The sequence below is a fragment of the Xenorhabdus santafensis genome (assembly GCF_033949405.1).
In the GTDB taxonomy this organism is placed as follows: domain Bacteria; phylum Pseudomonadota; class Gammaproteobacteria; order Enterobacterales; family Enterobacteriaceae; genus Xenorhabdus; species Xenorhabdus santafensis.
The window spans coordinates 95,810-108,476 of record NZ_VCDN01000044.1 but is presented as its reverse complement, the minus strand read 5'-3'; the positions used below and the strand labels follow the sequence as shown (position 1 = coordinate 108,476).

At 43.1% G+C, this 12,667-nt stretch carries 17 protein-coding genes and 1 tRNA gene; 7 read left to right on the top strand and 11 right to left on the bottom strand.

Annotated elements, in window-relative coordinates; all coding sequences use genetic code 11:
- Nucleotides 1-40: 40 nt before the first annotated feature.
- From FE392_RS11845 to FE392_RS11805, 9 genes are all read right to left on the bottom strand, one after another.
- On the bottom strand, nucleotides 41-373 hold the full coding sequence (locus FE392_RS11845; protein WP_319930428.1) for a phage holin, lambda family: 333 nt from the start codon (nucleotides 371-373) through the stop codon (nucleotides 41-43).
- Between the two features lie 213 nt (nucleotides 374-586).
- Nucleotides 587-973: a hypothetical protein gene (locus FE392_RS11840; protein ID WP_319930427.1), complete on the bottom strand. Its 387-nt coding sequence runs from the start codon at nucleotides 971-973 to the stop codon at nucleotides 587-589.
- Between the two features lie 71 nt (nucleotides 974-1,044).
- Nucleotides 1,045-2,085 carry a DNA-methyltransferase gene (locus FE392_RS11835; protein ID WP_319930426.1) on the bottom strand — a complete coding sequence of 347 codons (1,041 nt, stop codon included), beginning with the start codon at nucleotides 2,083-2,085 and terminating at the stop codon, nucleotides 1,045-1,047.
- A gap of 88 nt (nucleotides 2,086-2,173) precedes the next feature.
- Nucleotides 2,174-2,374, bottom strand: a complete 201-nt coding sequence (locus FE392_RS11830) for a hypothetical protein (RefSeq protein ID WP_319930425.1) — start codon at nucleotides 2,372-2,374, stop codon at nucleotides 2,174-2,176.
- A gap of 180 nt (nucleotides 2,375-2,554) precedes the next feature.
- The gene (locus FE392_RS11825; RefSeq protein ID WP_319930424.1) at nucleotides 2,555-2,953 is read right to left on the bottom strand and encodes an antiterminator Q family protein; all 399 of its coding nucleotides are present in this window, start codon (nucleotides 2,951-2,953) and stop codon (nucleotides 2,555-2,557) included.
- Between the two features lie 15 nt (nucleotides 2,954-2,968).
- Nucleotides 2,969-4,330 carry a replicative DNA helicase gene (locus FE392_RS11820; RefSeq protein WP_319930423.1) on the bottom strand — a complete coding sequence of 454 codons (1,362 nt, stop codon included), beginning with the start codon at nucleotides 4,328-4,330 and terminating at the stop codon, nucleotides 2,969-2,971.
- A complete protein-coding gene (locus FE392_RS11815; RefSeq protein WP_319930422.1) occupies nucleotides 4,327-4,911 on the bottom strand; it encodes an ATP-binding protein in 585 nt (194 codons plus the stop codon). Before FE392_RS11815 ends, FE392_RS11820 begins: the two co-directional genes overlap by 4 nt.
- A 15-nt stretch (nucleotides 4,912-4,926) precedes the next feature.
- Complete coding sequence (locus FE392_RS11810; protein ID WP_319930421.1) at nucleotides 4,927-5,709, bottom strand: helix-turn-helix domain-containing protein; 783 nt, start codon at nucleotides 5,707-5,709, stop codon at nucleotides 4,927-4,929.
- A 78-nt stretch (nucleotides 5,710-5,787) separates the two neighbouring features.
- Nucleotides 5,788-6,024, bottom strand: a complete 237-nt coding sequence (locus FE392_RS11805; RefSeq protein ID WP_319930420.1) for a transcriptional regulator — start codon at nucleotides 6,022-6,024, stop codon at nucleotides 5,788-5,790.
- Between the two features lie 352 nt (nucleotides 6,025-6,376).
- Between FE392_RS11805 and FE392_RS11800 the strand changes: the two genes are divergently transcribed.
- The 3 genes from FE392_RS11800 (at nucleotide 6,377) to FE392_RS11790 (ending at nucleotide 8,369) form a co-directional block, all read left to right on the top strand.
- Nucleotides 6,377-6,988: a helix-turn-helix domain-containing protein gene (locus FE392_RS11800; protein WP_319930419.1), complete on the top strand. Its 612-nt coding sequence runs from the start codon at nucleotides 6,377-6,379 to the stop codon at nucleotides 6,986-6,988.
- 306 nt (nucleotides 6,989-7,294) lie between these two features.
- The gene (locus tag FE392_RS11795) at nucleotides 7,295-7,714 is read left to right on the top strand and encodes a hypothetical protein (protein ID WP_319930418.1); all 420 of its coding nucleotides are present in this window, start codon (nucleotides 7,295-7,297) and stop codon (nucleotides 7,712-7,714) included.
- Nucleotides 7,715-8,186: 472 nt separating this feature from the next.
- Nucleotides 8,187-8,369 (top strand): helix-turn-helix transcriptional regulator, encoded by a 183-nt coding sequence (locus FE392_RS11790; RefSeq protein WP_319930417.1) that lies wholly within the window; start codon nucleotides 8,187-8,189, stop codon nucleotides 8,367-8,369.
- 67 nt (nucleotides 8,370-8,436) lie between these two features.
- Here FE392_RS11790 and FE392_RS11785 read toward each other — a convergent pair.
- Nucleotides 8,437-8,513 (bottom strand) — tRNA-Arg (locus FE392_RS11785).
- 190 nt (nucleotides 8,514-8,703) lie between these two features.
- Here FE392_RS11785 and folD point away from each other — a divergent pair.
- The 4 genes from folD (at nucleotide 8,704) to sra (ending at nucleotide 10,977) form a co-directional block, all read left to right on the top strand.
- The gene (gene folD / locus FE392_RS11780) at nucleotides 8,704-9,579 is read left to right on the top strand and encodes a bifunctional methylenetetrahydrofolate dehydrogenase/methenyltetrahydrofolate cyclohydrolase FolD (protein ID WP_319930416.1); all 876 of its coding nucleotides are present in this window, start codon (nucleotides 8,704-8,706) and stop codon (nucleotides 9,577-9,579) included.
- The gene (ybcJ, locus tag FE392_RS11775) at nucleotides 9,579-9,791 is read left to right on the top strand and encodes a ribosome-associated protein YbcJ (RefSeq protein WP_319930415.1); all 213 of its coding nucleotides are present in this window, start codon (nucleotides 9,579-9,581) and stop codon (nucleotides 9,789-9,791) included. Before folD ends, ybcJ begins: the two co-directional genes overlap by 1 nt.
- A 148-nt stretch (nucleotides 9,792-9,939) precedes the next feature.
- A complete protein-coding gene (locus FE392_RS11770; RefSeq protein WP_319930414.1) occupies nucleotides 9,940-10,545 on the top strand; it encodes a DUF8616 domain-containing protein in 606 nt (201 codons plus the stop codon).
- Nucleotides 10,546-10,746: 201 nt separating this feature from the next.
- Nucleotides 10,747-10,977, top strand: coding sequence for a stationary-phase-induced ribosome-associated protein (gene sra, locus FE392_RS11765; protein ID WP_319930413.1), 231 nt, complete (start codon nucleotides 10,747-10,749; stop codon nucleotides 10,975-10,977).
- Between the two features lie 141 nt (nucleotides 10,978-11,118).
- Here sra and cysS read toward each other — a convergent pair whose 3' ends face one another.
- A complete protein-coding gene (gene cysS / locus FE392_RS11760; RefSeq protein WP_319930412.1) occupies nucleotides 11,119-12,507 on the bottom strand; it encodes a cysteine--tRNA ligase in 1,389 nt (462 codons plus the stop codon).
- Nucleotides 12,508-12,667 lie beyond the last annotated feature (160 nt).

The window sequence follows — 12,667 nt, the reverse complement described above, 5'->3', positions numbered from 1 at the left end:
CAGCTTCAGGCCTTCATACTGCTTGATGCACTCAAGGCCTTTATCGCTGATTTCCATCTGAAGATGTTCCCGTTTTTTTCTCTGCGGCCTTACGTAACAATTGGCCGATAAAATCTGTACCCAAATAACCAATCATTACACTGCCGATATAGGCTAAATCCGAATTCAGGCCAAACAGATTTAGCACATCACGAATAAACCAAGCGAACATGGCACACATAAAAGCATCGATTGATACCTTTATCCAACCACCGCCGTTATAGTGACCACGAAGGAAAGCCATTGTTCCGGCGAGGATTGCCCCGATACCTTGTTCTTTTATTGATATGAGCCAGTTACTGAGGTGTGCCCAAATATCAGGATTTTCTTTCATCTTAATATTCCCTTATTAGAACAATAGGTGTCCTTAGGGTGAGTAATATCAACCCCTGTGAGTTATTGTTAATAGGATGCGAGCCGCAATGCGTGTATACAGATGTGATTGTGGTGGCAACTATGAAAAAAGCCACGTAAAGCGGCCTTGTCATATTTATTTTGAGAACTTATTGGATCATTGCTCTATCTTACAATATGTAGAAGCAAGCCCTTAATCAAACCAGTCTGCTACTTCTTTCGTCATCCCGGTAAGATTTTCGAAATGCTTAGCATTGGTTGAAGTAACGTGATAATGCTTGAAACATTTGAACATTTCCTCTTCCCAGTTTACTTCTACCTCAGCTTCCAACATCCATTCATCATAACCATAAGATGGCCTTGGGTTATCAGCATTGACAATTAAGGAGTTCAATAACGGGTAGTTATTATCATAGCAAAAATGTCCTAAACAACCTGCATATTTTCCCACTGTTCCACGATCAAGGCCAAAAATTCCCTGTAACTCATAATAAGGGATTAGCCTCTTATGACGAGCTGCGTTAATCATATAACGTAAAAAAATATTCAATATTTTCGGATCAACAATATCACTGTACACGAGTTACTTCCCTATATTTCAATGAAAGTAACATTAAAATATAATCAATTACTCTTATCAATCATAATCTTTCATTTTAAACACATAACCTTATTTATCTCTCGTTCAGTTTGATGAAAACGTTCTTCTTCCATCTCTACACCCAATACACGGCGATTGAGTTTCAGCGCAGCTTTCAACGTTGCACCAGACCCCATAAAGAAATCAGCCACCAGATCCCCTTCCCGGCTGCTGGACTGAATAATATGTGCCATCAGTTCTGCCGGTTTTTCACAGGGATGTTTACCCGGATAATACTGAACAGGGGCAAACTGCCAAACATCGGTATACGGCACGGTGGCTGTCACCGAGAACGGACGGCGCATCAAACCATATTCCTGTCGTAATTCATCGTACTGACGCGACAGAGTGAAATGGGAATCCACCAGCTCCGCATACGGGATGCTCAATTCACCACACTGGTGCTTTTCTTTAGCGGTACGGTTAAACAGCACCTGCAATTTTTGGTAGTCAGTTTCATTAGGTAACTGCCACTGGCTATCGCTGAACCAGTGACTGGCCATCTGCTTTCCGGTGGCGGCGTGAATAGCTTTTGCCGTGACACCTAACGCTTTTCGCGCATCACGAAAATAATCCACTAGTGGTTTAAACACCGACTGTTTCAGATCCTGACATTGTTTGAAATAGCCATCGCCTTTCGGGTGGTATGGCCCTTGGTAATGTTCGGCAAAAATAATCCGTTCGGTGGCGGGAAAATACATCCGCAGGCTTTCTTTATTCTGCCTGCGCCACGGGCCAGAGGGTTTCGCCCAGATAATATGGTTCAACACGTTAAACCGTTCCCGCACCAGCAGTTCCGTATCAGAGGCCAGACGCGAACCACAAAACATATACAAACTGCCGTTCGGTTTCAGTACCCGCCAGAATTCAGCAAGCAGTTCATCCAGCCACGCAAGGTATGCCGTAGTGTCTGCCCACTGCTTGTCCCAACTACAGTCTTTCACACGAAAGTACGGCGGGTCAGTGGCGATTAAATCGATACAGTTATCCGGCAGGGTTTTGATAAATTTCAGTGAGTCGTCGTTAATTAATGTGACAGAGTTTAAAAGCACAGGGGTTTTTCCTAAAATCGGCGCTGGCGGATTTTAGGAAAGCCACGGTGAAAAGATTTAACTTTTCACCGTGAAAGACATCATCTTATCAAGGGTTGCGCTTGAAAAACGTGTCGTTGTCCCGGCTTTCCATCAAACCCGCCAGACGAAATTGCGTTAACAGTAATTGGCAGCGGGGTTCAGGCACCCCTGTCAAGGTAGAAACATCGGAAACCGAGACCCAATCATGTGAAGGAAGAGTTTCTAAAACGCAGGCGGCGGCGGTTGTCATATCTTCATGTTTTAACATGATAAAGTTAACCTTTTGGTGAGTTTTTGTGCATGAACATACATGTAACTCTGACCAAGGACAACAGCAAGTCTTATGTTTATTCCAGGTACAAAAAAGCCCCGCATTTGCGAGGCCTGATAAATCGGTATCTTCGTTGACATTGCAGTCACGCTTATCACAATATACCGACTTTTGTAATTACGCAACCGCTTTAACCACTTCTTTTCGCACACCTTTATTTATTTCCAACGTCACCCCGGAAGCCGCCAGTACGCCTTCGATAAATCCTTCCGCTACCTGTACCCGTTTGGTCACTTCGTTATGGGAAATCCCTAATGGGTCACTCATTGACCGCAATGCGATCCCTTTAATATAGTGCAGCACAATAAGCTGGAATAAGTAAGGATCGTGTTGCTTCAACCGCAATACAGCCGCATCCAGCGCCATGCCATCATCATCACAACACGGAGAACGCATTCTTCGGTTACGGGGCAGCAATCCCTTAAATCCGGCAGCAACCGAGGGCCAGTCCACCGGGCTTTTGCCCTCATAAACCCATGCGCCCCATTGATTCAGGATCATTCGCATATCACGCATTCGCCCACTCCCTTGTTAAAGTGCCCTGCCGGAATAGCAGCGTTGTTTTTGTTTGGTGTGTTGCGGCCTGCGGCACACTTCAGCAGCAGCTATCTGATCAGTCGGCAGGTAATGGCCGTGCCTGAATGCCTGATAAACCGTGCCGGTTTGCCCATGACGATTTTTCTCCAGAATAATCTCCGCGTACTGACTGGCGGGGCTAAGCGGGTTATACACCCCATCCCGATAAGTAAAGAGAATGCGATCCGCATCCTGCTCCAACGAGCCGGAATCACGTAAATCAGAGGCAACCGGCCGGCGCTGATGCAAAGGCCGCTTATCCACCTCCCTTGATAACTGGCTCAATGCCGTGACTGGCGTGTGTAACCGTTTAGCCAATCCTTTCAATGCCTTCGATATTTCCGCCACCCCCAAATCATGACGCTCAGTTCGCGGTTTTTTAATCAGCCCGAGATAATCCACAAATATCCCTTTCAGGTTAGGGTGCCGGCGCTTATGTGTTTCGCTGATGGCACAGATTTGTTCAATACTCAGGTCGCTGGCATCCAGAACATGAATATCTCGATCGATGAGAGAACCCAGTGCATTGCCAATGCGTCCCCAGTCTTCATCATACAGTTCACAATTTCTGAGCTTAGAAACGGGCATTGCTGCCGAACCTGCCACCATACGCTCAGCAATTTGTTGTGCCGCCATTTCCATGGAAAACAGTAAGACACCGCCGCCGTCGCGGGTCATTCCATCAATCATATACAGAGCCAATTCTGTTTTTCCCATGCCCGGTCGCCCACCCAGTAAGATTAAGTCAGTCGGGTTAAATCCGCCTGTCAGTTCGTCCAGTGGCTCAATTCCCGTCAGGATCATGCCTGTCTTGCCCTGATTACGCGCCTCCAGCGTTTCGACATAGCCATCCAGTAATGTGCCTATGACAACAGGCTGCAAGCTGCGGTCATTCCGCGATATCTCATTGAATTGGGAAGCAAAGGCCTCGATCAAAACTTCTGCTTGCATATGATTTCTACAAGCATGAATATCTTTCTGGTAACGGTTAATCAATTCAGTGACCTGACGTACACGCCAGTAGCGCATAACTTTTTCAGCATAACCTTTTAAATTCGCCCGCCAAACTGGGGTCTTAGCCAGTTCCAATAAATTAGCCAAAATGCCGCGTTCTTCCCCCATCGCATCTGCAATGAAAAAGGGATCGATAATGGCACTGCTCAGGGCCTGCTTTTTAATTTCCCCGTACACTCGCTGCAAATGAACGGAGCTGAATGCATCATCCGGCAAAATAGCCAATACGTCGTAGGCGTCCGGTGTCGCCCCGCCTGATAGCAAGCCACTGATGACCGCCGCTTCTAAATCATATTCGTTCATACCGTTTCCCTTCTGTAGCTTTCCCAATCAAATGCCAATACCGTCCCCCCTTGAAGCAACCGATCCAGAGTCCGATCACCTAAAAACTGAGCCAGCTCAGTCACGGGCACATTACTGATTAGAATCGTGGGCAGCAGATCTTCATAACGATTATTCAGCACCTCGAACAGAATATTACGTTCAGATTCCGTGCCGTACTGCACGCCAATTTCATCAATTACCAGCAAATCCAGCTCACTATAAAATCTCAGGGTATCAAATTCGCTCATCTCACCTTCGCTATTCCACGAACGACGAAAAGCCCGGATGAGGCGTGGTGCGGTGGTGATAAATACATCCTCATCACCCCCTACAGCAATCTCACGGCAGATAGCGGCAGCAAGATGCGTTTTCCCCGTTCCCTGACGCCCACACAGGATCATTCCTTCCCCAGCCTTCTTACGATCCGCCCATGTCTGGACATAGCCCTGACAAATTTTCAGATTGTTTTCTGCCATCAGACTCTGCGGCTGATAGGTAGCAAAGCTGGCCTGCGCAAAACGGGGAACAATATTCAATATGCCGAAATCAGATGCTTCCATTGCGTCTTCTCCTTCTCAAAGACTTTTTGTCCAGTTCGCGCCGTGTGATTCATAACGCTTGTGCTCAAATCCAGTATGTGTGTTGGCTTGTGACTGCCGCCCGGGTTTCGGTTTATCAGGAAATAACCCTTGCCAGCTGTTAGCAATGGAGGTGTTGATGACCTCGTCAGGATTAATGCACCCCGCTAATTGTTTAGCTTGCTGCCGGCAACTGGTTTCTGTCAGAGGTTTTCTGATTTCCTGCCTGAACTTCACCCACTCCGCCCACGTTTCGATACTGACGTTTTCAGGTTTAGCTGTGAGTGGATCAAATTCTGATTTTTTTGTCTTTTTTTCCTGCCTGGTCCCTTTGGGTTTTATAGGTTCTTTGACTGGTTCCTTGACCGGTTCAAAAGAGTGACTGGTTCTGGTGCCATCTGGCGGCATAGGGGGTATATTTTTTGGTGGCACAGGAGTGCCAATAGGTGGCATAGGTATGTTTTCTGGTAGCACAGGGGGTATGCTTTTTAGTGGCATAGGAGCAACCGATAAATTCAGGTAATATAAATTCGAGGCATTACCTTTACCATTATGGTTACCCAGCCGGTTTTCCTTGATAAGCAGCCCCATCTCAATCAACGCATCAATGTGACTTCTCACCGCACTCTTACTGCATTCGCAATGATCTGCGATGTGCCGGTATGAAGGCCAGCACTCGCCCTTATCGTTTGCATTATCCGCTAATTTGATAAGCACCAATTTTCTCAGGGGATTCCCTACCCTGATACTCATTGCCTTCGCCATCAGACCCATACTCATGATGCTTCCTCCCTATTACCGTACGTTAAATATCGGGCTCATCTCAAATGCCATACATAATCAACACTCGACGGGAATTTATTCTTGGGTTTGGTTTTCAGGCGGTGGAAAAACTTTAGGCAGATCAGGACGCAGTTCATGGGCGTGCACTGTTCCGTTCGAAAAAACCACGATATCAGGCACCAATGACACCGAAACCCGTTTTTTTCCGTATAACCAGGCACTGATAAGAGATTGTCTACACCCAAGAACCTGAGCCAGCTTGGTTTGGCTCCCTGCAATTTTTATCACTTTGTTTATCACGCTGTTTTTCATTAATGCCTTCTCCAACACCACAGTCATACAAATATCACTAAAGATCAATGTAAATCACTATTGGTGTATTTGTAAAGGTATCACTTTAGAGATAGAATGAGAAACAGAGGCGCCAAGACAGAGAATTCTTGGGCTATACCCTGTATTTCACGTAAATGTGGGAATAACAATCATGGTTCGCCAGTGTCTTTACCTAAGCTCGCTGGCTCCTCGTAAGGGCGGGGATAACTCACAGACCGTTAGAGCCAATAACCCTTTTTAAATAGTTTCCTCATCGGTACAGAGATTGAACTGAAGAGATAAATTAATTTGTTCTCTGTAAACACGAAGGTAAACCACTCATGAGGCACTTATGACTCTTGCTGATAGATTGAAAGAAGCCATGGCAGATAAAGGGCTTACCCAATCCGCCCTTGCAGAAAAAGCCGGCATGGCTCAATCCATGATATGGAAATTACTCTCAGGGAAAGCAACCAAAACCGGTAAGCTTGTTGATTTGGCCAAGGCACTTGACGTACGCCCGGAATGGCTCAGTGATGGCAGTGGCAATAAATATCAAATTGATGAGGCAGATTTTGCGGTCATGCATAACAACCGTTATGTGCCTATAAAAATTTATGAGGGAGAGCACGAAACCCATGAATCATTCATGGTGCCAGTCCTTTCTGGACTACAGACCCATTTTGATTCATGTCGGGCTTACCGTATCACTCAAAATACAGGTTGCGCTGAAGCACCGGAAGGAACGTTGATCGTTGTTGGTAAATATGAAGAAATAGCCAATGATGATTTAGTGTATGCGCGCATAGGCGATCATTATTCGGTTTATCGTTATAAACAAGGCGGCTCTGTCGGTTTTTTGTCTGTTGACGATACACGTATTCCGTTGATAACCATCTCGTCTGACATTGAGATAGTCGGTGTTATTGTCTATTTATTTCGCGACATGAAACGAAGACGATAATTTTCTCCCTTAGCCTTAGCCTGCCTGCATAACTTCCCGGTCTAACTCGAAATATTCCCAATATCACTCCACTCTTTAACACCAAGACACTGTCTTTTTAACACAGCGTCTTGGATGTTACTAAACCCATAGTAATTATCAATAAAAGAAACAATTTGCATGCTATAAAATTATTTAATATCAATAGGATAATTAAATAGAAGCATTTTTTATCACTATAGGTATGGATTTAACAGAACTTAAGTGATAATGTTAGGCGCATCAAAGTGATAGGAATAATCACTAAAAGATTAATGGCGAGGATTTATGAGTACTTTTATTTCTGGCACCATCGAGAAACCGACTACAAAACAAAAAAATGCTATAAACATTAAATATATTATTGCAAATATCGCACAAGCAAACATCCTGTACTCAGGAACAACACATCCCACCTTTTTGTTAGCCCCGTGTCTGAATTCATATAATAAGTACAAAAAACAGAATGATTGTATGGATATAAAAAACAGAAATGAATTCAAACATCATATATTGACAACCTATCTGGCCAGCCAAAAACATACAGAACCGGTTTCTTGTTATAAATTAGAAACCATTATCGATTATGGTTATGCACTTTACAAACGAAGAGGACGGTATATGTATTTAATTGATATCATACCCCTTATTAAGACAAAAAATAAAAATCTATCGGCGATAGGGGATCGTTATACAAGAAGACAATAAATAAAATCCATATTTTTTATAAGTATAATAATTAATTATAGCGCCTGCACCGGGGAATATCTCAATATAAATTCAAACCGGTTATACATAAGAATAGAATATGAAACGTATATATTATATGGCAACTGAACGCTGCATTAAAAATGCATTTAAATCATGAACAAATTATCTCATAAGCAAATAAAGGAACCCACAATTCTTCTCCAGATAATGAAAAATCTGAAGGGTGTTTCTGCCGACATGACCAATATTGCAGATGAAAACAGGAAACAATTCTTAGACTGATATGACGAACGGGCATCTGATGAGATGCCCTACAACGAAAGATCAAAAAATTCAAATGGCATCCCCCAGTCGTGGACTGAGCTGGAATACACCATTTTAGGGTAACAGTTAGAAAGGTAGCCACAGAAAAAATTGTCAGAGTGGCTTTGGCAAGCAATTACAATTATTAGAAAGGAAATGGTAAGTCATGGCAACGCGATACATTAGTCTTAAGGAGATGTGCAAATTGGTAGGAAAGAGTCATCCTACACTGTGGCGGATGTGGGCAAAAAGAAACGAATTCCCAAAACCATCAAAAACGGAAAGCGGAATTTTTTTGGGTTGGCCTGAAGAAATTTATGAACAGTGGGTCAACGAGAAAAAACCTTAAGACACCCATTAGAGCACCTGCACTTCCTGCAAGGTCTAGAGAAAAGTTGTTAAGTCATTGATTTTAATGGTACGCCCTACAGGATTCGAACCTGTGACCTACGGCTTAGAAGGCCGTTGCTCTATCCAGCTGAGCTAAGGGCGCATTACGGTATGCAGAATAAGCAACATCGTTAATGCTTTGATGTAGCACCGGATTATACGGGCATAATCCAATGAGTCAATGGCCTTTTCGCTCATATGCTCATTTTATGATTATCAATAAAACTGACAGGCGGTTCATGTTCTGACAAAATAGCATCTATTCCTATACTTGATGATGGAATCTTAAATACATGTCAGCAAAAATTATTGATGGGAAAACGATTGCGCAGACAATCAGAAGCGAAGTTGCAGAAAAGGTTAGGCAACGTGTGGCTGCCGGAAAACGTGCCCCAGGCCTTGCTGTTGTTTTGGTGGGAGAAAACCCCGCTTCCCAGATTTATGTCGCAAGCAAACGACGCGCCTGTGAAGAAGTCGGTTTTATGTCCCGCTCTTATGACCTGCCAGATACTACCAGCGAAGCCGAATTGCTCTCTCTAATAGATAATCTGAACGCCGATGCAGAAATTGATGGCATTTTAATTCAACTGCCTTTACCTGCCGGTATTGATAATGTCAAAGTTCTGGAGCGTATTCATCCTGATAAAGATGTAGATGGATTCCATCCCTATAATATCGGCCGTCTGTGCCAGCGTTCCCCAAAACTGCGCCCTTGTACCCCACGTGGGATTGTAACTCTGCTTGAGCGCTGCAATATCAATACTTATGGGCTGAATGCGGTTATTATTGGCGCTTCTAATATCGTAGGGCGGCCAATGAGCCTTGAGTTGCTGCTGGCCGGCTGTACAACTACGGTAACACATCGGTTTACGCAAAATTTACGCCAGCATGTTGAACAGGCTGATTTGTTGGTTGTTGCTGTCGGTAAGCCAAATTTTATTCCCGGTGAGTGGATCAAACCGGGGGCGATTGTGATTGATGTCGGCATTAATCGACTGGAAAATGGCAAGGTTATCGGTGATGTGGATTTTGATAAAGCATCCGAACGTGCCAGCTGGATTTCTCCTGTGCCCGGCGGTGTCGGCCCAATGACTGTTGCAACTTTGATTCAAAATACCTTGCAGGCTTGCGAGGAATATCATGATGTAGATACAACTGAAGGTTACTGATGGAAATTTTTTCTTTAGATGGGCACCCTTATGTAGAACTGTGCGATTTGCTGAAATTCCAGGGATGGAGTGAAAGCGGTGCTGCTGCAAAGGCTGTAATTGCAGAAGGTTTAGTTGAAGTGGATTACCAAATTGAAACTCGCAAACGTTGCAAGATTACTGCGGGCAAAATTGTTTCTTTTAATGGTGAATTTGTTCGAGTAGAAACATAAACTATATTATTAATATCATCACAAGCGAATAGCACATTAGATCTATAAATGTGCTATTTTTTAATTAAATAGCTTCATGAAAGTTTTATGTAATTTATATAACTTTAAAAAACACCAATAATATCCTTAAAACAATGAGAACCCTATCATGGGAAGATATCGTGAAGATGAAGACATACTAGACAGTTTAATAAGAAAAATAGATAGAACACCAACAGCATCATCCAAGCATATAAATTCATGGACAACCCCAAGAATAAGGCAAAGTGAAATATTAAATTGGAATGAACATAGTGTAGAATTTCAACATCTCAATAATGGAATTATTTATTTTATTGATATTCCCAAAAATGAATTACCTATGAGGTTAAATATTGTCGGTCATGGGAACAGGCGCTACAATACCTATTCTACTTTGGATTATCGCCTCCACCACCTAAGACCTAAAGATTTATTTTATTATATAAGAACACTAATCTATACTTATAATATTAATAATATAAGACTCTGTTGTTGCCACCTAGGAAAAACAGGCTTCGCCCAAGAACTTGCCAATATCACAAATATGCCCGTTAAAGCTTATATCGGGAAACTAATTGTAATGGGCGAGTTTACTCAAAAAGAATTTACAACCAATCGCTCTATCATTGCTAAAGATTACAATAAAAAAATACCCGTTGATAATAATCAGCGGCATGATCTCAATATTTACGATCGCCAATTTGTCTGGTTTTACCCGCAAGTTAATAAATAGGTTTTCATCATAGTGATACTCTTAGATTTTGAAAGCGCCTTACTCCTCGAGATGTGAGGAGTAAGGCGATGAACTACGGTTTTAGGGCGTTACTTATGTGACATAGGCAATATATTAATGAATAAGCACATTCATGACCTTTTGGTTTTCTAATTAATCGCTATACTCAGAGACTGGCTTACAACTGAAAAGGAGTTGATTATGTTAAGTAATAGAGCTGCAAGAAGGTTGTTGGGTATGTCTTATAAAGTAAGTAATTCTAAACCTAGAGTGACGATTTCTCTTCTCAAGTCTGGTGATACTGCACATCAACTACCAGAACATCTGAGTAATTCTTCTTTTGTTGCCATGAAGCGGAATTCAGTTTCAGGAAAAACGACGTATCATTCCGGAAACATTTTCTATCCTAAATATCTAAGCGTTCATCAATAAATTGAGCTGTTTTATTTAGCTGATATGCGATTGTTATGCTGCTAAAAGATACCACGGTGAAAGCGCTGATACGTTAAAAGACTGAACCGCCCTATGCGGGCGGTTCTATGGGATTTTGACAATGAGCAGTCAATCAAGAGGTTATTTACGGCGCCACGTTGTTCCCTGTGGGCCATCTTCCAGCTCAATACCCATTTCATTTAACTGATTGCGTGCTGCATCGGCCAGCGCCCATTCTTTATTTTTACGGGCATCGTTGCGTTGTTTAATCAATGCTTCGATTTGAGCCACATCATCATCAGCGTCAGACTGAGCCCCACTTTGCAAGAAATGCTCTGGATCTTGTTCCAAAAGGCCTAGGATCCCCGCCAGTTTACGAAGTTCAGCCGCCAGACCATTCGCTGCCGTCATGTCTTCAGCTTTCAGACGGTTGATCTCACGCACCATATCAAACAGCACTGAATAGGCTTCCGGCGTATTGAAATCATCGTTCATTGCTTCAATGAAACGTGCTTCAAATGTTTCTCCGCCAACAGGCTGAGCCGATTGATCAGTGCCACGCAAGCAGGTATACAAACGCTCAAGCGCAGTACGTGCCTGTTTGAGATTTTCCTCTGTATAATTCAACTGGCTGCGATAATGGCCGGACAACAAGAAATAGCGCACAGTTTCAGCATCATAATATTTCAGTACATCACGGATGGTGAAAAAATTGCCCAGTGATTTGGACATTTTTTCTTTATCCACCATGACCATCCCAGAGTGGATCCAGTAATTGACATATGGGCCGTCATGGGCGCAAGTAGACTGAGCAATTTCATTTTCATGATGCGGGAACATCAAATCAGAACCGCCACCATGAATATCAAAATGATGCCCCAATGTTTTTCCATTCATCGCGGAACATTCGATATGCCAGCCCGGGCGCCCCGCTCCCCAAGGAGATTCCCAGCTAGGTTCGCCCGGCTTGGACATTTTCCACAGGACAAAATCCATTGGATTGCGTTTTACATCAGCAACTTCAACACGAGCCCCCGCCTGTAATTGTTCTAAATCCTGACGGGAAAGCAGGCCATAATTCGGATTAGAATCAATGGAGAACATCACATCGCCGTTAGCAGCGACATAAGCATGACCACGTTTGATTAGCTGTTGGGTGATTTCAATAATTTCAGGGATATGGTGTGTTGCCCGCGGTTCTAAATCTGGGCTCAGGATATTTAATGCATCGAAATCTTTATGCATTTCTGCCAGCATGCGTGTGGTCAGATCGTCACAGCTTTCATTGTTTTCAATTGCACGTTTGATAATTTTGTCATCCACATCCGTAACATTGCGCACGTAGGTAAGATCATATCCCTGATAGCGCAAATAGCGGGCAATGGCGTCAAATGCAACAAATGTTCTGCCGTGACCAATGTGACACAAATCATAGATGGTGATACCACACACGTACATGCCCACTTTCTTTTCATGAATCGGCTTAAATTCTTCTTTTTGGCGGCTGAGAGTGTTGAAAATTTTTAGCATCAGTGGGTTTTCCGTAAAAATTGATGTACGTGTAATAAAATCAAATAAATTTATTGGCTATAGACTTCTTCATCAAGAAGATAAATAAACTAGCATGTAGAGAAGCCAAGTGAGATATTTCACCTTGATATGCCATGTATTGCAAGTACTGCAAATCAGC

Coding starts and splice junctions, on each gene's coding strand:
- FE392_RS11845 (WP_319930428.1), bottom strand. CDS start 373: ATGAAAGAAAATCCTGATATTTGGGCACACCTCAGTAACTGGCTCATA.
- FE392_RS11830 (WP_319930425.1), bottom strand. CDS start 2,374: ATGTTAAAACATGAAGATATGACAACCGCCGCCGCCTGCGTTTTAGAA.
- FE392_RS11825 (WP_319930424.1), bottom strand. CDS start 2,953: ATGCGTGATATGCGAATGATCCTGAATCAATGGGGCGCATGGGTTTAT.
- FE392_RS11820 (WP_319930423.1), bottom strand. CDS start 4,330: ATGAACGAATATGATTTAGAAGCGGCGGTCATCAGTGGCTTGCTATCA.
- FE392_RS11815 (WP_319930422.1), bottom strand. CDS start 4,911: ATGGAAGCATCTGATTTCGGCATATTGAATATTGTTCCCCGTTTTGCG.
- FE392_RS11810 (WP_319930421.1), bottom strand. CDS start 5,709: ATGAGTATGGGTCTGATGGCGAAGGCAATGAGTATCAGGGTAGGGAAT.
- FE392_RS11805 (WP_319930420.1), bottom strand. CDS start 6,024: ATGAAAAACAGCGTGATAAACAAAGTGATAAAAATTGCAGGGAGCCAA.
- FE392_RS11800 (WP_319930419.1), top strand. CDS start 6,377: ATGACTCTTGCTGATAGATTGAAAGAAGCCATGGCAGATAAAGGGCTT.
- FE392_RS11795 (WP_319930418.1), top strand. CDS start 7,295: ATGAGTACTTTTATTTCTGGCACCATCGAGAAACCGACTACAAAACAA.
- FE392_RS11790 (WP_319930417.1), top strand. CDS start 8,187: ATGGCAACGCGATACATTAGTCTTAAGGAGATGTGCAAATTGGTAGGA.
- folD (WP_319930416.1), top strand. CDS start 8,704: ATGTCAGCAAAAATTATTGATGGGAAAACGATTGCGCAGACAATCAGA.
- ybcJ (WP_319930415.1), top strand. CDS start 9,579: ATGGAAATTTTTTCTTTAGATGGGCACCCTTATGTAGAACTGTGCGAT.
- FE392_RS11770 (WP_319930414.1), top strand. CDS start 9,940: ATGGGAAGATATCGTGAAGATGAAGACATACTAGACAGTTTAATAAGA.
- sra (WP_319930413.1), top strand. CDS start 10,747: ATGTTAAGTAATAGAGCTGCAAGAAGGTTGTTGGGTATGTCTTATAAA.
- cysS (WP_319930412.1), bottom strand. CDS start 12,507: ATGCTAAAAATTTTCAACACTCTCAGCCGCCAAAAAGAAGAATTTAAG.